This window comes from Microcoleus sp. POL10_C6 (assembly GCF_036701585.1).
Classification (GTDB): domain Bacteria; phylum Cyanobacteriota; class Cyanobacteriia; order Cyanobacteriales; family Microcoleaceae; genus Microcoleus.
The window spans coordinates 1-19745 of record NZ_JAUBRB010000085.1 but is presented as its reverse complement, the minus strand read 5'-3'; the positions used below and the strand labels follow the sequence as shown (position 1 = coordinate 19745).

Below are 19745 nucleotides of genomic sequence, written 5' to 3'. Positions count from 1 at the left end.
TCATCCCTTCGATTGTGCTGTGGGGAGATCACTTTTGCTTGAGGGCGATCGTACTCTTTAGTCTAAACTCCAGTTATGAGATTATGGGTTTTAGGCAATTATTGTTGGTGAAACCCGCCCCTATAATCCTCGATCGCAGCTTGGAACTTTTACAAAATTTTGCAATATTAAGAATTGGCTAGGGGCAGCACTAAACGAGCGACAATTAAATTGTTTTCTAACATTTCTATGGAAAAGTTTCCCCCCATTAAGCGTACCGCTCGCTGACAAATTAAGAGATTTTGGACGATCGACCTATTGGAACTAGAAACCGCTAATATATCGGGTTCGGAATCCCCGTTGAAGGCTGCAATGAAGTGTCGATCGCACGCGCCGCTATCGATTACAGACAATTCTAACAAATCTTCCCCCAACAACTGAGAGCGAATATCAATCTTGGCGCCAACAGCAGAGCGCCTGCAAGCCGTCGCCAGCAATTCGCACAGGATCAAATCCAGCTTGATGCTGTCCCCGCGAACGCTCAAAGTCTGACCTGCAGGCATCGACACAGCAGTTTCTCTGTGCACTTCCAGCAAGACTTTAGACTGTTTCACCAGGGGGGCCGTTCGATCGAGCGATCGCCTCAGCCAAGCGCTCACAGGCACCGCATCTTGTGCGAATTGCAGCCGCCACTGTTCCTGTTTCAGCAGCAAATGAGTTGACCCCACAGCATTGCCAATGTGTCGCAAAACCTGTTGGTAGCGCAAAATTTTCAGAGCATCCTTTTGTTCCTTCGCCGACTGCAAAATCGACTGACTCAACTCCCCCAACTCCTTCACCCCCGCTCCCACAGTGCGGTAAAAGTCCTCAAAACGGCGCTGTTTGTACCAGTTGAGCAACTCCAGATCCAATCGCTGCGACTCCTGGATCGATTGCACCGCCAAATACCTGCGCCACCAAGCCAACTGAGACGCCATCGAGCTGAGTAAACTCACCGACAACTCCGACCACTGGCGGCCCGGAGCGTCTGCAGCCACCACAATGCCCGCCGGAGCGTGTTCTGGGGCCGTCCGCAGTGCCACCGTCAGAATCTCGCCAATTCCCGGACTGCGGAGCCACCGCTTCGTCGCCAGTTGCAGTTGGCTCGTGCTCTGTTGCAGCACCCCGCTAGCAGCCAGGGTTTGTTGGATCAAAGCATCTGTTTTGACAGGAATCACCGCCTCGGGATTGAGGGCAAATACGGGATTGGCAGCTAGCGCCGTCGCAATTGAACCTTCCTCCTCACCGGGATTCCAAGTAATTACGGCTACTAAAGGACAGGAAAGTGTCTCGGAAACGTGTTGAGCAAAGTTACGATCGAGCTTTTGTAGCGGCAACTCTGGGAACATCGTCGGTGAAGCAGCAAATATCTCTCGCTCAGATTGCTCATCAGGAGAATGGTGCAAAACCGCCAAACCCGATTTGAGCGATCGCTCAAATTGCTGATATTTGTCAATTGCCGAACTCTGCTGCCACGAGTGCAGGATCAATCCGAGTTGTTGGCTTACTAGCCGAACTAATTCTTGTTCAGATCGCCTCCAAGTGCGAGTTGCACTGTGCCCGACAACCAGCAAACCCTCGATCGATTTTCGATTAGCGATTTTCGATTTTAGATTCGGGTTTTCTCCCTCTTTCTTTTTCCCCCTCGTACTCGATGCCAAAAGCGATCGCACCCCCGCTTCCCCCAACACATCCCGCCAAGCGCCCAACCGCCCATCTTCCTCCCAATTTTCAATAGCCAGAGGTTCGCTTTCTTGCAACAGCCCCACGTCAGCCACATCGAGGGCATTGAGTGGCGACGGCACTGGCCTGCGGTTGCGCGGCAGATTTTGGCAGACAATTTCAAAGCGATTTTGTTCTTCGCCGTACAGCAGCAACAAAAAGTATTCGCATTTGAGCCGCTCACACAACTGTTCGGCGGTATGTTTCAAAGTCGCCTCCCAGTCAGCATCGCTGTAGATGGCGTGAGCTATTCCAGCAGTTAAATCTCGATCGATCTCAGTTTGTTGAATTTTCTCCTCCATTTCCGACACAGGAGCCGTCAGAGCCACTAACTGCGCCACTCCCCGCAGATAATGCTTTTCATTGTCTTGCCAAATCCGGGGTTCGCTGGCTTCGACTGCCAAAAATCCCAACAATTCCCCTTCTGAAACAATCGGCGCAGCCAACAGAGAGCGAGCGCGGATTTGCTGCATCAACCGCCCCGTCAGCTCAGTTTTCAGAGAACTTTGAGATTCACCGATCCAAACCATTTCTTCCCTGCCCAAAGCCTGATAAAATTCGCCCAAGTCTTGAACGGTGATGCCCGAAGCCGCTCGGCCGGGCCCGCCCAAACCCGGAGCAACTTCGCGGTTGCTGACTCGGCGCCAAAAATAGCGCCGCTCTCGCTCGAACCAATAAACATTGGTGCGTGTCGGCTCAGTAAATTCATGAGTTTGTTCGACAACCGCTTGCAAGTATTGGTCGAGCGATCGCAATTCCCCCAACTGCGAAATCAGCGCTAAAAGAGACTCATCTGGGTGTTTAACTTGTTGTCGCTGCCAGTCTTTTTCTATTTGGTAAAGAGCAGTTGCTAGCGCTCCAAATACGATCGCCAACTGCGTTTTTTCCCCCGACTTGGGCGACGCTCCCCATACCTCAGTGCCGAGCAAAATCACGCCGTAGCAGCGGTCTTTGTAGCGCAGCGGAAACAGAGTCGTGCCTTGAATATTGAAAGTTTGAGCTGCTTTGCGCCATTCTCCGGCTCTACTTTCCGATCGCAAATCCGGGACTCCCACCGGCCGAAGCTGAATCACCACTTGTTCCAGCAAATCCCCTGGGCTGAGGGCAAACCGCTGTTTGAGAAAAGACTGGTCGCCGTTAGGAGTTATGCCGCCTTTCCCGAACAATCTGTGGGCCTGTCGATCGTACAACCCGATCCAAATCAACCGCCAGTCAAATTCCGCTTGCAAGTAGCCGAGTGTGGTCGAAAGTAACACTTCAACATTCTCCTCTTCTCGGAGAGTCTGGAGAACGCGCTCTAGGGTCGCGATTTGTTCGTCTAAATCCTTTGGTCTTTGCTGCTGCCCCATTTCCAAGCTTCCCCGCACCTTGTCTAATTTAAAATTACTAACTTAAATATTCACAAAAATAAAATGCCAAAGAGTCAACTTATAATATAATCGTCTCACTTATCCTTCAATCTCAAACATTGGATAAAGTCGATCGAAGTTGAAGTAAAAACTTCGCCTTCGCTGTCTGCTCGTGAATATTTTTATTTTCCTTCTCATTTCTAATTTGTAAATTGCCCCAGTACAAATCATTGGATATTTATCAATCAACTGTACGCCCGCTGTTGTTTTCCGTATTGAAAACCGATGCCGAGTGGCTGCACAACCGCACTCTCCAAGTTCTCGAACTCGCAGCCAGAACCCAGTCAAACCCCGCAACCAGCCAAATGCTCTCTCGATTGCAGAAATCTTTGGGATTCCAAGATTCTCGCCTCGAACAATCTTTATGGGGACTGAGCTTTAACAATCCTGTCGGCTTAGCTGCGGGATTTGATAAAAACGGCGTAGCTGCTGACATTTGGGCAAATTTTGGCTTTGGCTTTGCCGAACTTGGAACTGTCACTTGTCAGCCGCAGCCGGGAAACCCTCAACCTCGCTTGTTTCGCTTGACGGAGGACAGTGCAGCCCTCAACCGCATGGGATTTAACAATCAAGGAGCCGCGGCAATGGCAGCCCGGTTTCAGGCAGCACAGAAACAGTCAAAATTCGATGCCCAGCGCCCCATGCCTCAGTCTCGGTTCCCCTTGGGCATCAATCTCGGTAAATCTAAGGTAACACCGTTAGAGCAGGCAGCAGCCGACTATTTGGAGAGTTTTAAGCTGCTGAAAGATTGGGGCGACTATTTTGTAGTGAACGTTTCTTCTCCGAATACGCCTGGGTTGCGATCGCTCCAAGATGCTGCTGGGCTTAGCACAATTTTGGAAATTTTGCAACAAGAAAATCAGGGAACCAAGCCAATTTTAGTCAAGATTGCGCCGGATTTGGAACCAGAGGCGATCGTCTCAATCCTCGACTTAGCAAAAACCTACCAACTAGCAGGAATTATCGCCACAAATACCACCATCCGCCGCGACGGATTGAAAACACAAATATTGCGAGAAACAGGCAAACCAATCGCCGAAGAAGCTGGGGGAATTAGCGGGCTTCCAGTGCGGGAGCGATCGACAGAAGTAATCCGATTTATCTGGCAATATACAAAAGGCGAATTGCCGATAGTTGGAGTGGGCGGCATTTTCACCGCCGAAGATGCTTGGGAAAAAATAGCCGCGGGTGCGAGTTTAATTCAAGTTTACACCGGTTGGGTTTACGAAGGGCCTTGGATGGTGCGTCGAATTCTCCAAGGTTTACTGCAAAAGTTGGAAGAAAAAGGATTTAATTCGATTTCTGAGGCAGTAGGTTCGGAAAATATTAAGTAGCAGATCCGGACACAACAATATTGTGTCTTTGGGGCGGATTTATAGCAACCGCCGAAACGGTTGATATAAATAAAAGTTTGATATGGGGAATTGGGCGAAGCCCAGGGATGAGGCATGGAGTCCCACCCGATTGGGAAAAGGGCAAGCCTGTACTATAAAAAGCACAGGCGAGAGATTAGGAATTGGATATTAAAACTTAAAGATTCATGGCACTCTGGCAGAATACCAGTCTTGATTACCAATAACCAATAATATCAATTCCGGTAACACTCCTTATGATGGGGAGTGGTTTGTGGGGAGTGGGGGAATGTGGAATTGTGCAACCTTGACTTGATCATTCCCATCCAACCGGAAACGATATAACCCATAGCCCAAAAATTTACTTAGGTTTAGAAAGTCCTGCCAGCGACCAAGTTAGACTCACCATCATTAAGCGTGCTAGAGCCTTCAAACCATCTTCACCGTGATTTTCAAATGCTTGAGACTCGGTTTGAGAATTATCATTTTCTGACAAGTCTTGAGTGGCTGCTGGTTTTTTAAACTCCCCTTTGTCACAAGATACCTCAAGACTGACTTGTGACTGATGATTTTCTTTTTCTCTCATTTTATGAGTCACCTCCTTGAGTTATTGCATACATAACCCATACTACAAATATAAATTGTTTGTTTCCGGCATTTGGCTATCGAAGTTTTCTTACATGGCGATCGTAATCAGCAACTGACGTGATACCCATCACTTAATTGTTATTTTTACTTACTAGCGATGTTTTCACAAATCTGCTACAGTTAATACCTAACAATCAATTTGACGCTCAGTGACATCAAATTGAAACTAAACATCGGACAACTCAGAATAAACTAAGAAAATAAAGGTGTAGAGCTGATGGGAATTTATCTCGATACTGCAATTGTAGCCGAAGCAAAAGAGGCGAGCAAGTTCGGCTGGCTGTCGGGAATTACTACTAATCCAACCCTCCTGGGAAAAAGCGATTTAGCTCCCGATGTGACGCTCACACAACTGGCAAAACTTATTCCGGGGGAAGTGTATTATCAGCTAACTGCATCTGATTTTGATGGCATGGTAGCAGAAGGAAAAGCGGCTTTTGAATTAATTGGACAGCAAACAGTGTTGAAAGTTCCAGCAACGGCGGCTGGTTTTCAAGCAGTAGCGCATTTGTCACCGGAAATTCCTTGCGCGGTGACAGCTATTTACAGCGCATCACAAGCAGTTGTCTCCGCAGAAGCGGGGGCCAAATATGCGATCGCCTACGTGAATCGCGCCACCAGATTGTTAGGAGACGGTTTTGCCTTAGTGCGGGATATGGCAAATGTGTTGCAGAGAAGTAATACTGAGATTTTGGCAGCTAGCATTAAATCGCCGGAAGAAGCGGTAAAAACTTTGTTAGCTGGCGCACATCATTTGACATTGCCTTTTGACGTGTTGCAGGCGATCGCAGTTCATGAATTATCGCAGCAAACTGTGGATGAATTTGCGAAAAACGGGCGAGGAATTTTTGGATAATACGCAATTTATGTGAAACTTGAAAATTACGAATTGGTAATGGGTAATTGATCGGGGTTTTGAATAATGTCAAATCCGGTACCATCGGAATTATTCATCCCTCTGTTCTATTCCTCTGCGTCGAGAGGGTCAAGAGCGGTTTAATCATTCTAATGCAACCGAAATTGATATGACTACTGATGCCAGTAAAAAACAATGCAACTGTAGACCCGTACTCCAAACCCATACAAAAGCAGTCATTACCAATTCTTAGATCTAAAATCTAAAATCTAAAATAGTATGACTATGGCATTCGCCAAATCTTAATAGTGCGATCGGGACTGCCGCTCACAAAAGTCTTGCTATCTCTGGCAATAGCAATCGAACTCACAAACTGACTGTGACCAGAAAGACTGCTTCTTTCTTTTCCCGTCTTCAAATCCCAAACTATGATATCTCCGCCCCCGCTGATCAAAGTGCGGCTGTCCGCGCTAAAGGCGATCGTCCTCACCCAGCTCGAATGCCCTTTAAAAGTGCGGGTGCGCTTCCCGTCTTGTACGTTCGACAAACGGATCGTATTGTCGGTGCTAGCACTAGCCACAATTTGCCCGTTCGGGCTAAAAGCCACAGCATTAACCGGGCCCCCGTGACCTGTGATAATTCTTCTGACTTCTCCGGTACCGAGATTCCACAAACGCACAGTCTTGTCCTGGCTGCCACTAGCGAGAGTGTTACCGTCCCGGCTCAAAGCGATCGCGTTTACTCCTCCGGCGTGGCCGCTCAAAGTCCGCAACCTGCTGCCGGTTCTGACATTCCACAAGCGAATAGTTTTGTCATCGCTGCCGCTAGCCAGAGTTTGACCGTCCCTGCTAAAAGCGATCGCATTGACGGCGGCTTTGTGAGCGGCAATCGTCCGCATCCGTCGCCCCGTCTTCAAATCCCAGAGAATCAAATTATTGTCCCCGCCGCCGCTGGCCAAAATCGAGCTGTTCGGGCTCACCGCCAGCGTGTTGACCGATTTTTTAGAATGTACCGAATTTAGAGTCCGCACCAGGCGTCCCGTCCTTACATTCCAAATTCTAATCGTCCCAAAGCTGGCGCTCACCAAAGTTTGACCGTCAGGCGACAGGGCGATCGCATTTACACTCCCGACATTATCCAAACTTTTTTGCAAAAAATGAGTGGTAGGTAAAGTAGAAAGCAGCCACACCGGGTTTGCCGGAAACACCCCGTAACGCAGCGAACCGTAGATTTGAGACGCGCCAATACCCACCATCAAAACAGCCGTGCCCGCCAGCAACTTATTTTTCCACCAATCCAAAGCCTCTTGCCCGGGCTTCTTCAATCCCGAATTTAGAGGTCTGAGGCGGTTCATGGCACTCTGCTTCGTCCCCACAGACGGCCCCGAAGTTCCGCGAATTTTAGTTTGCCCCGTCGTCGGCAACTGAGTCGGCACCTGAGTTTCTGCGTCGTCGAGATTAATTTCCTCCAAGCACTGCAAAACCATCTGGGGACTTTGAGGTCGATTGCCCGGAAAAGGCGCCATCAGGTAATCGATCACATTAGCCACGGCGTCGGAAACTTGAGGAGCTCCTTTGCGCCACATTAATCTGCCCGTGCGGGGATTTTCTGGAAACGCAGTCGGTGGCTTCCCAGTCAGCAAATAAACAAAAGTGCGCCCCAGAGCAAAAAAATCAGACTGCGGAACAGCCTTGCCATTAGTTTGTTCCGGCGGCGTGTAGCCAGGAGAAACAATACCAGTCACATTTTGCCCCTGGCCAACCTTAGCGAAATAAGTCCCCGACACTTCCCGAGCAGTCCCGAAGTCTATCAGCACTAACTGCCCGTTGGGCTTGCACATAATATTGTGCGGCTTGATATCCCGATGAAAATAGTTGAGTCGGTGAACTTGGTCTAAAATTTCCGACAGTTGTTTGAGCCAATTCAGAGCTTGTTCTTGACTGATGGGGCGGCCCCGATGTTTCAGCCAGTCTTGCAAATTGGCCCCAGCAATTTTCTCCATCACCAGACAGTGAAAAGACTCTGTGCTGTGAGCTGGCGTAAATGTAAAATAACCGTCGCGATCGACTTTAGGAATACCTGGATGTCTCAGCCTGACCAATACGTCGGCTTCTTGCTTAAAAAGTTCTACAGCTTTGGGATGGTCTTTGAGCAGGACTTTAAGCACTCTTCGGGCGCCGTTGTCGTCCACTTCAAATGTTCGGCCAAAGCCACCGCCTCCGAGAGGCGCGACTAGCCGATATCGACCTTGCAACAAAAGTTCAGACCCGCAGTGGATACACACGGATTTGCCAGAGTTGGCTGGATCGGAGGGATTCGGGCATTTGGGATTGAGGCAATAACTCACAGAAGCCACATAACCCTGATTGAGGTTGCTCTATCAAGTTTTACTTTGACACTGCTATACAAAACTTGGCTAAACTTATCTAAGCTTTACCATTCAACTAGAAGTATTTTCTAGAGGGTCTGATTCCTGCTTCTGCCAAGAGAGTCGGCTCTTACTTGTCCACAGGCGTAAATTCGGGTGGAGCAGCACCCTATTTTTGAAGTCTATACAACTATTTATTAGTGTGGAAGCTTTTAGCCATTGTTTAACCATTATTTTCAACCAATTTAACGAATCGTGGTATCCCGTTCGACCTTTTTATAGGCTGGTCAGTTTTAAATCGACCGTCGTTTACTGCTACACCAAACTTGGCCAAACTTATTTAAGCCTCACCATTCAATCAGAATTACTCCTGAAGGGTCTGTTTCCTGCTTCACCCAAGGGAGTCGGCTCTTTCTTGTCCACAGGCGTTAATTCGGGCGGAGCAACGCCCTAATTGAATTAATTTTAGTTGAAGCTTGTAGCCATTATTCATCCACTATTTTCAACCAATTTAACGAAACGCGGGCTCCCGTTCTACCTTGTGACAGGCTGGTCATTTTTGACTTGCACGCTCGGTTTACTCTCCCAGATAATTAAGCCTTTTTTTCGGCATTGATTTAATCATATCGCCCAGAATGTTAATCAGTCAAGTTAAGTATGACTAACTTTGGTGAACTTTTTGGCTATGCAAGTCCAAGTCAGTTTTCAACTTATGACGATCGTAGCACACCTAGTAAAAGACTCATCAGCACCCTTGATTTAAATCTTGCAGCGTCTCTGAAGTCAAGGGAGGTTTTAGTCTCGCTTGACTTCAGCATTCCGTGTTTTTTTATAACCGGGAGCACTGCGATCTAACGATCGGGTTGAGGTCAAAGCTTTTGTTGTTTGTCATAGCCGATCGAGGTCACAAATCCCTGATCAGAGCACATAATGTACAAACAGACCAGAACTAATAACGAGAGAACAGCCACATTTCAATTGTACGATGATCGCAACCACCACTCTCGAAGAAAGAAGTGAGAGTGGGAGAGTGGGCGAGTGAGGGAGTGAAAAAATCGGCCTTCTTCCCTCTTCCCTCTTCCCTCTTCCTTCAGCAGAAGAAAGCCTTTTAAACAAGTCCCTCAATTACCGGATGGAAGTAGAACGCCAGCGCCAAAACCGTATAAGCTGCCAACAGCAAAGTACCTTCTAGCCAGTTAGAGTTGCCGTCAGAACTGATAGAATTGGCGATCAGCACCGACACCGCAACCGCTACAAGTTCAAACGGGTTGAAATTCAAGTCCATCGGTTTGCCCAAGACAAAACCTGCCAAAACCAACACCGGGGCAACAAACAAAGCAATTTGCAAACTGGAACCCACGGCCACAGAAACCGACAAATCCATTTTATTTTTCATCGCCACCGTCACCGCCGTCGTATGTTCGGCAGCATTGCCAATAATCGGCACTAAAATCACCCCGGTAAACAGTGATGTCAGCCCCAAACGCGCCGTCGCTTCTTCCAGAGTACCCACCAACAGTTCCGACTCGACAGCTACCATCAGGGTACAGGCCAACAACACCCCAATCCACAGCGGCAGATTGACTTTGTGGTCAGGACTGTCTGGTGCTAAGTTATTTTCGGCTAAATCTTCCAGCATTTCTATTTCTGCCACCCCTGCATCGTACAGATAACTGTGGGTTTTCATCGAAAACAGCAGCGTCAGCACGTAGACGACAATCAGGACTATAGCAACAGCGCTAGAGAGGTTCTGCATAGTTGCCGGAGGGATGCCAATAGAGGTGGCATTAACTGCAGTTGGCACCAAAATGGCAATCACGGCTAAGTTCATCGCTGAAGCATTCAAGCGGGCGACTGTCGGCTGAAAATCTTGTTCTTTGTAACGCAAGCCGCCCAGCAGCATCGCCAATCCCATCACCAGCAAAAGGTTACTCATAATTGAACCGGTGATGCTGGCTTTGACAACATCTATTAGTCCGGCGTTGAGGGCGACGATGCCGATAATCAGTTCCGTGGCATTTCCGAAGGTAGCGTTCAGCAAACCCCCCAAGTTGGCACCGAGGACGACGGCGATTTCTTCGGTGGCCGTCCCCATCCAGGCGGCTAGAGGGATGATGGCTAAAGCCGAGGTGATGAAGATTGTGGAGGATTCCCAGCCGAGAAAGTGTCCGGCGATGGAAACTGGGATAAATAACAGCAGGCTGGAAATTATTGTATTTGTGTTTAGCATTTAGATTCTCAAAAGCTGCCAACCGTCAATCATAGCCTGCCACAAAGTTTAAGAAAGGGGGAGGGTTCGATATTTGGGTATGGGCTTAAAGCTGGGGGTGGGCGATCCTCTTCGAGGGCTTCGCTAACGGGCGATCGCTGCATTGCCGCTTTCACGGATGTGACAAACTAAGAGAGCGATTTGTTTAGCCGATCGGTTCAATGGATTTTTGTATTCGATTAGCTTCCTTAGAAGACATTCCTAAGTTAACAACTTTAATTCCTGATTCTGCTAGAGCTTGTGCCTGCAAGCTACTATAGTTCAGAGCAGATTGAAGGCGCACTGGGCACAGTTTTTGGGGTTGATACTCAACTGATTCTAGACCAAACATACTTTGTTGCTGAGAACAATCACCAAATTGTTGGTTGCGGTGGTTGGAGTAAGCGTAAAACGCTTTATGGAGGTGATTCAGGCAAAAATAATCCAGAAGAGAGCCTGCTCAACCCAGACAGCGACTCGGCAAAGATTCGTGCATTCTTTATTCATCCAGCATGGGCACGTCGAGGAATTGGAAGTCAGATTATGCGAGTATGTGAAATGGCTGCTGAGCGTGCTGGATTTAAGCAAGTTGAGATGATTGCGACGCTGGCGGGAGAGCCATTTTACACAAAATTTGACTATCAGGTGATTGAGCGGTTTGAAATTTCTCTCCCAAACAGTCAGTTCCTCCCCGTTGTCCGTATGTTTAAGAGCTTTGGGCGCAACCCGTAAAAAATGAGACCTAATAAAATCTGTTTCGGTTAAATGCGATCGTAAAGCAATGAGATGACAAAAAAAGCAAATAAATATCAGCGATGTCAAGAAAACTAGATTTTTTCAAAGTAGAAGTCGTCCCGCACGATCCAAATTGGCGCAGCGCCTTTGAAACTGAGCCGAAACTGATTGCACTTGCACTTAGGGACAATGTGGTTGCTATACATCATATTGGTAGCACAGCCATTCCACAAATTCATGCAAAGCCGATTATTGATATGTTAGTTGAGGTTAAAGATATTACGAAAGTCGATACACAGACTTCAGCAATGGAGGCTTTAGGCTATGAAGCAATGGGTGAGTTTGGGATATCCGGTCGTCGTTTTTTTCGCAAGGGTAATGAAGCAGGGATTAGAACACACCACGTTCACGGGTTTGAAGTGAACTGAGCGCAGATAGAGCGCCATTTAGCGTTTCGAGATTATAGGATTTCCCATCCTGAAGACGCGCAGCAATACAGCGAACTAAAGAGAAAACTTGCCCAAAAATACCCTGATAATATTCAAGGGTACATGGACGGAAAAGATGGTTTCATTAAAGCAATGGATCTGAATGCGGCTAATACCAATTTTTTATGAGGCCCCGTAGAATCCGATCACCCTGGCGCCCCCCGCGTCCGGGGGGGACAAGAGTCCGATCTTTCGTCGCCCTACTATCAGGGAGATGCGAGGGGGATCGAGATATGTGCAACTTCACATTAAATTGGTATTAGAGACTACTAAATAATTCTAAAAAATGCAAATGTCCTGACAAAGAATTAGCACAACATTTTTCTTTAAATAAAAAGATAATTAAATCTAGATTGTCTGATTTGGCAGAGTCGGGTTTTCCTATCCATTTGACTAATACTGCTGTGAGTCAGGTGGAAGAAGTGACACCGAACCAGACAACGGGATCAACTACTTATGATTCTAAGGGTAGAGAAAGGGTGAATACAGCCCCTTGACCGGGTTTACTACTGGCTGTAATACTGCCTCCATGCGCTTCAATAATGCGTCTGGCAATCGCTAGACCCAGACCAACCCCATTCTTACTAGAGCGGCTCGTGGTGTAAAACTGTTCAAAAATGCGAGGTAAATCGGTTTCAGGAATGCCGCTTCCCTGGTCTTGAATTGAAATCAGAGCCTGTTGCTTGTTGCCAGAGGCAGCAATGAAAATACAAGCATTGGGGGTAGAATACTTAATCGCATTGTCTAAGAGATTCAAAAAAGCCTGTAATAAGCGTTCCGAATCGCCCATAATCCGAAGGTCAGCAACATCAACTTCTACAGTCACGTTTTTAGCCTGCATACGAACTTCCATTGCTCTAATCGCACGGCTGATGACACTTTCTAAGGCAATGGCTTGGATTTCTAATAGCGTGACACCCGCTTCTAAGCGTCCTAAATCAAGCAAATCGTTAATCAAGCCCGAAAGCCGCTTCGTCTCGTCTTTGATGGTTTGAAAGAAGCGATCGCGCAACTCCAGCTCATCCACAGCGCCACGCTCCAGCGCATCAATGGTGACTTGAACGTTACTCACAGGCGTCCGCAGTTCATGGGAAACATTCGCTAGGAAGGCTCTGCGTTCGTTGTCCAATGATTTCAACCGTTCACTCATACGATTCAGTTCCGTTGCGAGTTGGTCTAGTTCATTGCTTTGACGAATCACGAGTTTGTCATCAAACTGTCCTCTACCCACGCGAATCGCAAAGTTTCGCATCACCTCAATGGGTTTAGAGAGACTCCGGGCTAATCGATCGCTGACCAAGGTACAGAGAAAAATGGTAATGCCAAGGGCGGCTAAAATTGTCCAGATCACCCTTACAAACTGTTTCTGAAACTGTTCTAAAGTAATCGAGATGCGTAATATCCCCAACCTCTGACCGTTGCGAGTCATCGGTTTGACAATATAGAGGCGATCGTCGGTTGATAAAACCCCTTTAGTAACGCCCTGCACCGAATGACCGTGTAGTCCTTCTGAAACGCCAGATATCAGCAGCCAATTGGTGATTTGTCGATCTGTTTGAGGGTTAGAGGTGGCTAGCAGGGAACCTTGGGCATCAAATACACGGAGTGCGATATTGGCGGGTGCCCCATAGCGCCGGACAATGATCTGCACCCGTTGCATATCTTTTTCTTCGAGGGCATCTGCAACGCTCTCGCTCAGTGCTGTTGCCCAGTTTTCTAAATCTGTCTGACGAGACTGCATGAAAAAGGCATAAAACGTCCATAGGATGTAACCAGACATAAGCGAGGTTCCTAAGACGATCAGGATCAGGTAGGTAGCCAAGAGCTTCGTGTGGATTGAATTCCACCGAAGAGATGCTAACCATCTGCTCGTGAAGGAGTCTTGGGCAAAAAGTTTCATCCGCTCAAACATGGCTGGTATAAATGGTGTATCCGTTGCAAGTGATCCTAACCTAGCGCCATTGGTTACGGATTGAGCCAACCGAGCTATCAAACCCTTGAAGGATGCCTTAACCGCTTTTAAGCAGATTCCGGATGATGGCGACGCAGCAAAGCTTTAATCCGTGCGAGCAATTCCTGCGTATTGAAGGGTTTGGTCACATAATCATCTGCCCCTGCCTCTAAGCCCAACACTTTATCCATATCTTGGTCTTTAGCCGTTAGCATCAGTATAGGCACATTAGAAAAAGCCCGGATACGCCAACACACTTCCATCCCATCAACTTCTGGCATCATCAGATCGAGCAGAATGATATCGGGTACTTGCTTGTGGAATTGTTTGATCGCGCTGTGTCCATCTGGTGCTGTAGTGACCTCATAGCCTTCCTTTCTCAGTGAGTAAGCAAGGCTTTCACAGAGTGGGGCTTCGTCGTCTACCAACAAAAGATGCGGCATGAGTATAAATAGTTACATTTCATATGGAGTATCTCAAAGGCAGGATTAACCGACATCTACCTTGAGAGGTAAATCGTCTTGGTTCCGCTCAGGTTTTGCTGCTTACAAATACTAGGCAGCAAAACGATGGACAGTTACGAGCGGTTATACCAATTTAATGTGAAGTTGCACATATCTCGATCCCCGTCGCATCTACCTGATAGTAGGGGGACGAAAGATCGGACTCTTGTCCCCCCCCGGACGCGGGGGGCGCCCGGGTGATCGGATTCTACGGGGCCTCATAAAAAATTGGTATAAGTGGCGATCGTCTCATTAAATTTATGAGATTGGAAGTGGCAATTATTGATGTTAAGCCTAATATGACTGGAGCAACATAACCCATGAGTGATATCGGTCTCACACACATCGCACTGCCCGTTTCTGATGTCGATCGCAGTATTGAATTCTACTCCAAGTATGCTGGAATGCAGGTCGTTCACCGCCGCATTGATACAGAAACTGGTGTTGCTGTGGTCTGGCTTTCTGACCGCACTCGCCCTTTTGTAATTGTGCTAATTCAAACAGACTCCGTACATCCCGTTCTGTCTCCCTTTGCACACCTCGGAGTAGGTTGCAAAAGCCGCGAATATATGGACGAACTCTGCGACAAAGCACGTCAAGAAGGCGTATTGCTTGAAGAACCAAAAGATTCTGGATATCCGATCGGCTACTGGGCTTTTTTGCGAGACCCAGACGGTCACACGCTGGAACTATCCTACGGGCAAGAAATCGGATTTACAGTGGAGGATGCTACTTAAAGTTATAATAAACAAATCGCCCTCCAAACCCGATCGTTTCTCATCTGGAAATAGACTGGAGAATCAAATGACTGCAGCAATCATCGCACCACCCAAAAAAGAATCACCCCTTCTGTTTGAGGGACTGACTTGGAGAGAGTTCAAAGCAGTTGAGCAATTATTAGACCGTCCAGGATATCGACTGTCTTTCCTGGATGGAGTTTTGGAGATTAAAGTAATGCCTGGAGAGCCCCACGAAATTGTTAAAGCAAGAATTGGTGCAGTGGTGGAACTGTACCTGCTGATGGCGGGGTTTGACTTTACTCCAACTGGCTCAATGACTCTGGAAAGTGAAACGGGAAAAGTCAAGCGAGAGGCGGATGAATCTTATAAACTTGCCCCTGGTCGCAGGCTACCCGATTTGGCGATCGAGGTCGTGTTTTCCAGTGGTGGCATCAACCAACTGGAGGCATACAAGCGGCTGAAGATAAAAGAAGTGTGGTTCTGGGAAGATGGATTGTTAGAGGTTTATCACCTCCGGGGAGAGGGCAATACACTTCATTATGAAAAGGTTTCCAGTAGTGAGGAAGTGAAAGGAATCGATTTGGATTTGTTGTTGCGTTGCATCAATATGGTGAATCATGTTGATGCGATTAAGACTTTTCGGCAAGCACTCCAAAAATAGCTGGGATTAAGAAACTTCTCCAAAAAAGCAGGTTTTGAACAGGAAGGATGCCTGTTCCACAATAATTATGGGAGATGTCTAATAGATTGTCGCGCACCCTTTAACCACCTCTGTTCGCATCTCCATATCCGCAACAAGCAATGGAAAATACCAAATGACACAAGTTGTAATTGTGGGATCGGGGCCAACTGGTGCGGCACTTGCTTTGCTGCTGGTAAAACGAGGTATTTCTGTAACGTTGGTTGAGGCTGCAAAAGATGCCTACCGAGTGTTTCGCGGTGAAGGGTTAATGCCCAGCGGATTGGATGCGATCACCCAAATGGGCTTATCCACAATGCTAGAAGGTGTTCCACACCGACAAATTGATGCCTGGGAGTTCGTTGTGGGCGATCGGCAGTTATTTCGAGTTGATGAGCCAATGGGGTCAAATCGACCTTGTACGCTGGTATCGCAACCGCCTTTGCTAGAAACACTAATTTCAGAAGCTCAGTTGCATCCAGCGTTTGAATTTATCTCAGGTGTTCCCGTAAAAGATTTACTGTACAGCAACGATCGCATTGCGGGTGTAAAGCTAGGAGATGGGCGAGAGATTCCTGCAGCACTTGTGATTGGTACAGATGGTAGAAACTCGGTTGTACGACAGCGTGCAGAATTAGAGTTAGTAAAACAGCAGAATAGTATAGATGTTCTGTGGTTTAAACTTGCCGCTCATCCTCGGTTTGTGGCGGATAATGTATTTTATTCCATCCTGAATGGCGGTAGCGGATTCAGTGTCTTTCATGGGGCAGAATCAGGAAAACTTCATCTGGCTTGGGTGTTATCGGTAGATGACAAAACGGATCGGAAACACACAGACTGGGCAGAAACTTTCGCATCGCGATCGCCTGCGTGGATGGCAGAACATTTCCGCAACTGTGCGGATACGATCGAATCTCCGATGCGATTATCTGTTGTCGTTGGTCGCTGTCCGCGGTGGCATCGACCAGGAATCATACTTTTGGGGGATGCTGCACATCCCATGTCTCCGGTTCGCGCTCAAGGAATTAACATGGCGTTCCGCGATGTAATTGTTGCGGCCAATCACCTTGTACCTTTATTGAAAGCAGGGGCTAATTACGAGGATATTGACTTAGGATTATCGCGGATTCAGGCAGAACGCGAACCCGAAATTATTCGCGCCCAACAACTTCAAGCACAAGAAGCGTGGAAAGGCGAACAACTACGAAAAAATGGATTATTGCGTTTATTGATGATGCAAGCTGCTCCGTTTTTGGGTGAAAAAATTAAACAATTTTGGGTAAAAGGACAGTATGAGTTGCGCCAAGGAGTAACAGAGGTAAAATTGGTTGTGTGAAAATATAGCCTTTCGATCTCTCATATGAGGTACGACTGGGCATAGGGCATAGGGCATAGGGCATAGGGCATAGGGCATAGGGCATACCTCAATTTTTTGAGAACCGCTATAGCAAATTAAAACCTGGCTTACCCATCCAAACCAAAGAAACCGAGTTTTTACCTTTTCTGCGATGCTTTAACGAAGTATTTTTGCGAAAAATCCGGTTTCTGACTACCCGTGCGTCCAGGACTATAAAACTTAGGAGAAGTTTTTATGCGATCGACAACTATCAAAGGACCGATCGGCACTATTCACATCATCGAAGCCAGCCGCCCTGTCACCGCTGGGGAGTCGGAACCGCTGCCGGTGGTGTTCGTGCACGGTATGACGGTTTCTGCGAGCATCTGGGATGCCCAGCTTGCTCATGTCGCCGGTACCCGACGGGCGATCGCCCTTGATATGCGGGGACACGGTGATTCTGCACCGCCGGAGGACGGCAACTATGCGCCCGCCTCCTGTGCAGCGGATGTTTTGGCGGTACTAGATGGGCTGGGACTCGATCGAGTGGCGATCGTCGGGCACAGTTTCGGTGCTTGTATTGCCCTCGCCACAGCAGCCACAGCACCACACCGCATCGCGCAGTTAATCCTGGTAGATCCACCTGGAGACTTTACCAAGGTGCCTCCAGATGTGCACGAGGCACGGATCGTCCCCTACCAGAGGGCGCTGGAGATGGAGGATTGGCGGGCTGCTGTGGAAGCGGGCTTCAACGACGCACTGACAGGAAGCAGGGCCCATACGCGCGATCGGATACTCGCTTGCTTGGCGGCGACTCCACAGGATTGTCTGTCTGGAATGTCTCGCGGGATGTTTGCCTTTGAAGCAGTTGATGCTCTCGATCGCTACCTAGCAGCCCCTAGAACACGGGCCCAGGCCATTATTGCTCCCTCAAACGCTTTTCCCTTCAGCCTCCACATCCTCCGTCCCACACTGACGACAACTACGATCGCCGATACTGGACACTGGCTGATGCTGGATGCGCCAGAGGCCTTTGCTAGGGAACTTGATATCTGTTTGGAAGGTGTTTAATATATAGCTTTTCTCAGTAACATGAGGTGCTCTTGCAGGCATTGGGCATTGGGCATTGGGCATTGGGCATTGGGCATTGGGCATTGGGCATTGGGCATTGGGCATTGGGCATTGGCCAAACAGGAAGAGTACCTTACTTTCCTGAGAACCGCTATAGGTTTCGACAAAATCTGTTAGTTTTACCAGAATTCATCGAGGGTTAAGTTGTGGGGGTTTTTCAGGATGAAGGTGTTGTTATCTTTGATTAAGTCACCGCTACAGAGAATCGGTAAGCGTTCTTGATAAGCTTTAATCGCCAGGATATAATCTTTGTCTGCAAGTGAAGTTTGAATTTTCCGCAATTTGTCAGCTACAAGGCCGAGGAGAGTTATTTCGCCACTTAATTTTTGGGTATTTGGGGTGTGAATTTGCATAACAATCCCCTGAATAATCGTGTTGGGAATGCTGGTAAGTAGTTCGCTTAAAATTTCAATTTGAGGGCGATTTTCTGCGTTTTCTAGGGTTTGGATTGCCTCGCGGATGCGGGCTGCATAATCTCCCAGGTTTTCCCGGTTAGGTAGCAATATTTCAAATTCTTCTGCATCGGCTGTTGGTTTGTGCCAAAGTGTGGCATTATCTAAAAAAGGTTGGTGTTCATGCCAGCCGTGAGTTTGTAAGTAATTTCTCAGTTGATTTAGCTCGATTGTTTCGAGAGTTTGGCTATCTTTTATGGTGACTTTCATGGTTGAACTCCTTGGCTAATTCCCTCCATAATTGACTGAAGGGCGGCGACTGTAAATTGGTTGGTTCTGGGGATGGCGACGGTGACAGCGTTTGTGTTTGGTGTTTTTGGCTTTCCCCGCAGCGAGTTCCAATATCCGCAGTTTCTGATGCAGAGTTCTGTTTCCGACTGGGTTAACCAGTCTTCCGGTGTTTCGGGGATTAAAACGACAACTAAAATTCGGGGAATGGCGAAGTTATCCATTCTTAAGTCGTCGTAGTTTTTGAGCTTGAGGGGGTAGCGGATGGAGTTATCGTCTTGGATATCTCTTGATGTAGATTTTAACTGCAATTCTAAGCGAGGTGCTCTAATGGGGCCTGTCCCGCCTTTCGCAGCTACTCCCCAATCCACGCTATCATCGTCTACGAAGGGTTTGTAGAGGGAATAGCCGGCAACGGTGGTGACAGCTTGCAGGTAGATGTTGCTGAATTGTTCTTTTTGTTGGTTGATATCCATTAATTAATCCTCTCTATATTTTAGTAGTTTACTTGACTAAAAAAGAAGATAAAATTACGTCAAGAGCCGACAAAATAGCAGCGCATATGAGTGCCCAGATAGCCCCTTTAAACAAATCTGATGTTTTGTCTCTATTTTTCGCCAATTCCTTGATTGATTGATTGATTGATTGATTCCAGTTTTCTAGGATTGAGAGTCTATACTCTTCCTCTGGTATGTCAAGACATTTTTCTATTAATTCTCCTGGCAAAATAATTTGTCCTGCTGTTTGTGGTTTAAACCCCAAGAAACAATAAATCAAAGAAATTATTAAAGCAAGGTAACTTAAAACTGGAGTTTAGACTAAAGAGTACGATCGCCCTCAAGCAAAAGTGATCTCCCCACAGCACAATCGAAGGGATGAGA

At 47.5% G+C, this 19745-nt stretch carries 17 protein-coding genes and 1 pseudogene; 9 read left to right on the top strand and 9 right to left on the bottom strand.

Translation table 11 applies throughout. The features are described from left to right. Nucleotides 1-182, top strand: a 182-nt coding sequence (locus tag QUA34_RS27970; protein ID WP_333390489.1) for a hypothetical protein, incomplete at its 5' end; no start/stop codon positions are given. Here QUA34_RS27970 and QUA34_RS27965 read toward each other — a convergent pair. Beyond that, the gene (locus QUA34_RS27965) at nucleotides 168-3089 is read right to left on the bottom strand and encodes a GAF domain-containing protein (protein WP_333390486.1); all 2922 of its coding nucleotides are present in this window, start codon (nucleotides 3087-3089) and stop codon (nucleotides 168-170) included. The genes QUA34_RS27970 and QUA34_RS27965 overlap by 15 nt on opposite strands. A 230-nt stretch (nucleotides 3090-3319) precedes the next feature. On the opposite strand from QUA34_RS27965, the gene QUA34_RS27960 reads away from it, so the two are divergent. Continuing rightward, nucleotides 3320-4483 (top strand): quinone-dependent dihydroorotate dehydrogenase, encoded by a 1164-nt coding sequence (locus tag QUA34_RS27960; RefSeq protein WP_333329400.1) that lies wholly within the window; start codon nucleotides 3320-3322, stop codon nucleotides 4481-4483. A gap of 379 nt (nucleotides 4484-4862) precedes the next feature. On the opposite strand, the gene QUA34_RS27955 is transcribed toward QUA34_RS27960, so the two are convergent. After that, nucleotides 4863-5087, bottom strand: a complete 225-nt coding sequence (locus tag QUA34_RS27955; RefSeq protein ID WP_333085241.1) for a hypothetical protein — start codon at nucleotides 5085-5087, stop codon at nucleotides 4863-4865. 279 nt (nucleotides 5088-5366) lie between these two features. On the opposite strand from QUA34_RS27955, the gene QUA34_RS27950 reads away from it, so the two are divergent. Further along, on the top strand, nucleotides 5367-6005 hold the full coding sequence (locus QUA34_RS27950) for a transaldolase family protein (RefSeq protein WP_333329397.1): 639 nt from the start codon (nucleotides 5367-5369) through the stop codon (nucleotides 6003-6005). 283 nt (nucleotides 6006-6288) lie between these two features. Here QUA34_RS27950 and QUA34_RS27945 read toward each other — a convergent pair whose 3' ends face one another. Together QUA34_RS27945 and cax are read right to left on the bottom strand one after the other, a co-directional pair. After that, nucleotides 6289-8361 carry a serine/threonine-protein kinase gene (locus QUA34_RS27945; protein ID WP_333329394.1) on the bottom strand — a complete coding sequence of 691 codons (2073 nt, stop codon included), beginning with the start codon at nucleotides 8359-8361 and terminating at the stop codon, nucleotides 6289-6291. Between the two features lie 1120 nt (nucleotides 8362-9481). Further along, nucleotides 9482-10603, bottom strand: coding sequence for a calcium/proton exchanger (cax, locus tag QUA34_RS27940; protein WP_333390481.1), 1122 nt, complete (start codon nucleotides 10601-10603; stop codon nucleotides 9482-9484). A gap of 279 nt (nucleotides 10604-10882) precedes the next feature. Between cax and QUA34_RS27935 the strand changes: the two genes are divergently transcribed. Further along, nucleotides 10883-11353, top strand: a complete 471-nt coding sequence (locus QUA34_RS27935) for a GNAT family N-acetyltransferase (RefSeq protein WP_333390478.1) — start codon at nucleotides 10883-10885, stop codon at nucleotides 11351-11353. Between the two features lie 83 nt (nucleotides 11354-11436). Next, a pseudogene (locus QUA34_RS27930) lies at nucleotides 11437-11973 on the top strand (GrpB family protein). Between the two features lie 325 nt (nucleotides 11974-12298). Here the strand turns inward: QUA34_RS27930 and QUA34_RS27925 are convergent. Together QUA34_RS27925 and QUA34_RS27920 are read right to left on the bottom strand one after the other, a co-directional pair. Further along, complete coding sequence (locus QUA34_RS27925; RefSeq protein WP_333329381.1) at nucleotides 12299-13624, bottom strand: HAMP domain-containing sensor histidine kinase; 1326 nt, start codon at nucleotides 13622-13624, stop codon at nucleotides 12299-12301. Nucleotides 13625-13863: 239 nt separating this feature from the next. Continuing rightward, nucleotides 13864-14223, bottom strand: coding sequence for a response regulator (locus QUA34_RS27920; protein WP_333390475.1), 360 nt, complete (start codon nucleotides 14221-14223; stop codon nucleotides 13864-13866). Between the two features lie 395 nt (nucleotides 14224-14618). Between QUA34_RS27920 and QUA34_RS27915 the strand changes: the two genes are divergently transcribed. From QUA34_RS27915 to QUA34_RS27900, 4 genes are all read left to right on the top strand, one after another. Continuing rightward, nucleotides 14619-15035 (top strand): VOC family protein, encoded by a 417-nt coding sequence (locus tag QUA34_RS27915; RefSeq protein ID WP_333329378.1) that lies wholly within the window; start codon nucleotides 14619-14621, stop codon nucleotides 15033-15035. A 67-nt stretch (nucleotides 15036-15102) separates the two neighbouring features. Further along, nucleotides 15103-15699, top strand: coding sequence for a Uma2 family endonuclease (locus QUA34_RS27910; RefSeq protein WP_333390473.1), 597 nt, complete (start codon nucleotides 15103-15105; stop codon nucleotides 15697-15699). Nucleotides 15700-15853: 154 nt separating this feature from the next. Next, nucleotides 15854-17053, top strand: a complete 1200-nt coding sequence (locus QUA34_RS27905) for an FAD-dependent monooxygenase (protein ID WP_333390470.1) — start codon at nucleotides 15854-15856, stop codon at nucleotides 17051-17053. Between the two features lie 255 nt (nucleotides 17054-17308). Continuing rightward, the gene (locus QUA34_RS27900; protein WP_333390468.1) at nucleotides 17309-18124 is read left to right on the top strand and encodes an alpha/beta fold hydrolase; all 816 of its coding nucleotides are present in this window, start codon (nucleotides 17309-17311) and stop codon (nucleotides 18122-18124) included. Nucleotides 18125-18303: 179 nt separating this feature from the next. Here QUA34_RS27900 and QUA34_RS27895 read toward each other — a convergent pair whose 3' ends face one another. From QUA34_RS27895 to QUA34_RS27885, 3 genes are read right to left on the bottom strand one after another with little or no spacing between them, the layout of a single operon-like run. Next, complete coding sequence (locus QUA34_RS27895) at nucleotides 18304-18846, bottom strand: hypothetical protein (RefSeq protein ID WP_333390465.1); 543 nt, start codon at nucleotides 18844-18846, stop codon at nucleotides 18304-18306. Then, nucleotides 18843-19340, bottom strand: a complete 498-nt coding sequence (locus QUA34_RS27890; RefSeq protein WP_333390463.1) for a DUF4365 domain-containing protein — start codon at nucleotides 19338-19340, stop codon at nucleotides 18843-18845. The genes QUA34_RS27895 and QUA34_RS27890 overlap by 4 nt, the downstream gene beginning before the upstream one ends. Nucleotides 19341-19368: 28 nt before the next feature. Further along, nucleotides 19369-19626 carry a hypothetical protein gene (locus QUA34_RS27885; protein ID WP_333390461.1) on the bottom strand — a complete coding sequence of 86 codons (258 nt, stop codon included), beginning with the start codon at nucleotides 19624-19626 and terminating at the stop codon, nucleotides 19369-19371. Nucleotides 19627-19745 lie beyond the last annotated feature (119 nt).

Excerpts from the sequence above, each read along its gene's own strand:
- QUA34_RS27965 (WP_333390486.1), bottom strand. The coding sequence starts at position 3,089 with ATGGGGCAGCAGCAAAGACCAAAGGATTTAGACGAACAAATCGCGACC.
- QUA34_RS27955 (WP_333085241.1), bottom strand. The coding sequence starts at position 5,087 with ATGAGAGAAAAAGAAAATCATCAGTCACAAGTCAGTCTTGAGGTATCT.
- QUA34_RS27950 (WP_333329397.1), top strand. The coding sequence starts at position 5,367 with ATGGGAATTTATCTCGATACTGCAATTGTAGCCGAAGCAAAAGAGGCG.
- cax (WP_333390481.1), bottom strand. The coding sequence starts at position 10,603 with ATGCTAAACACAAATACAATAATTTCCAGCCTGCTGTTATTTATCCCA.
- QUA34_RS27925 (WP_333329381.1), bottom strand. The coding sequence starts at position 13,624 with ATGTCTGGTTACATCCTATGGACGTTTTATGCCTTTTTCATGCAGTCT.
- QUA34_RS27915 (WP_333329378.1), top strand. The coding sequence starts at position 14,619 with ATGAGTGATATCGGTCTCACACACATCGCACTGCCCGTTTCTGATGTC.
- QUA34_RS27910 (WP_333390473.1), top strand. The coding sequence starts at position 15,103 with ATGACTGCAGCAATCATCGCACCACCCAAAAAAGAATCACCCCTTCTG.
- QUA34_RS27905 (WP_333390470.1), top strand. The coding sequence starts at position 15,854 with ATGACACAAGTTGTAATTGTGGGATCGGGGCCAACTGGTGCGGCACTT.
- QUA34_RS27900 (WP_333390468.1), top strand. The coding sequence starts at position 17,309 with ATGCGATCGACAACTATCAAAGGACCGATCGGCACTATTCACATCATC.
- QUA34_RS27895 (WP_333390465.1), bottom strand. The coding sequence starts at position 18,846 with ATGAAAGTCACCATAAAAGATAGCCAAACTCTCGAAACAATCGAGCTA.
- QUA34_RS27890 (WP_333390463.1), bottom strand. The coding sequence starts at position 19,340 with ATGGATATCAACCAACAAAAAGAACAATTCAGCAACATCTACCTGCAA.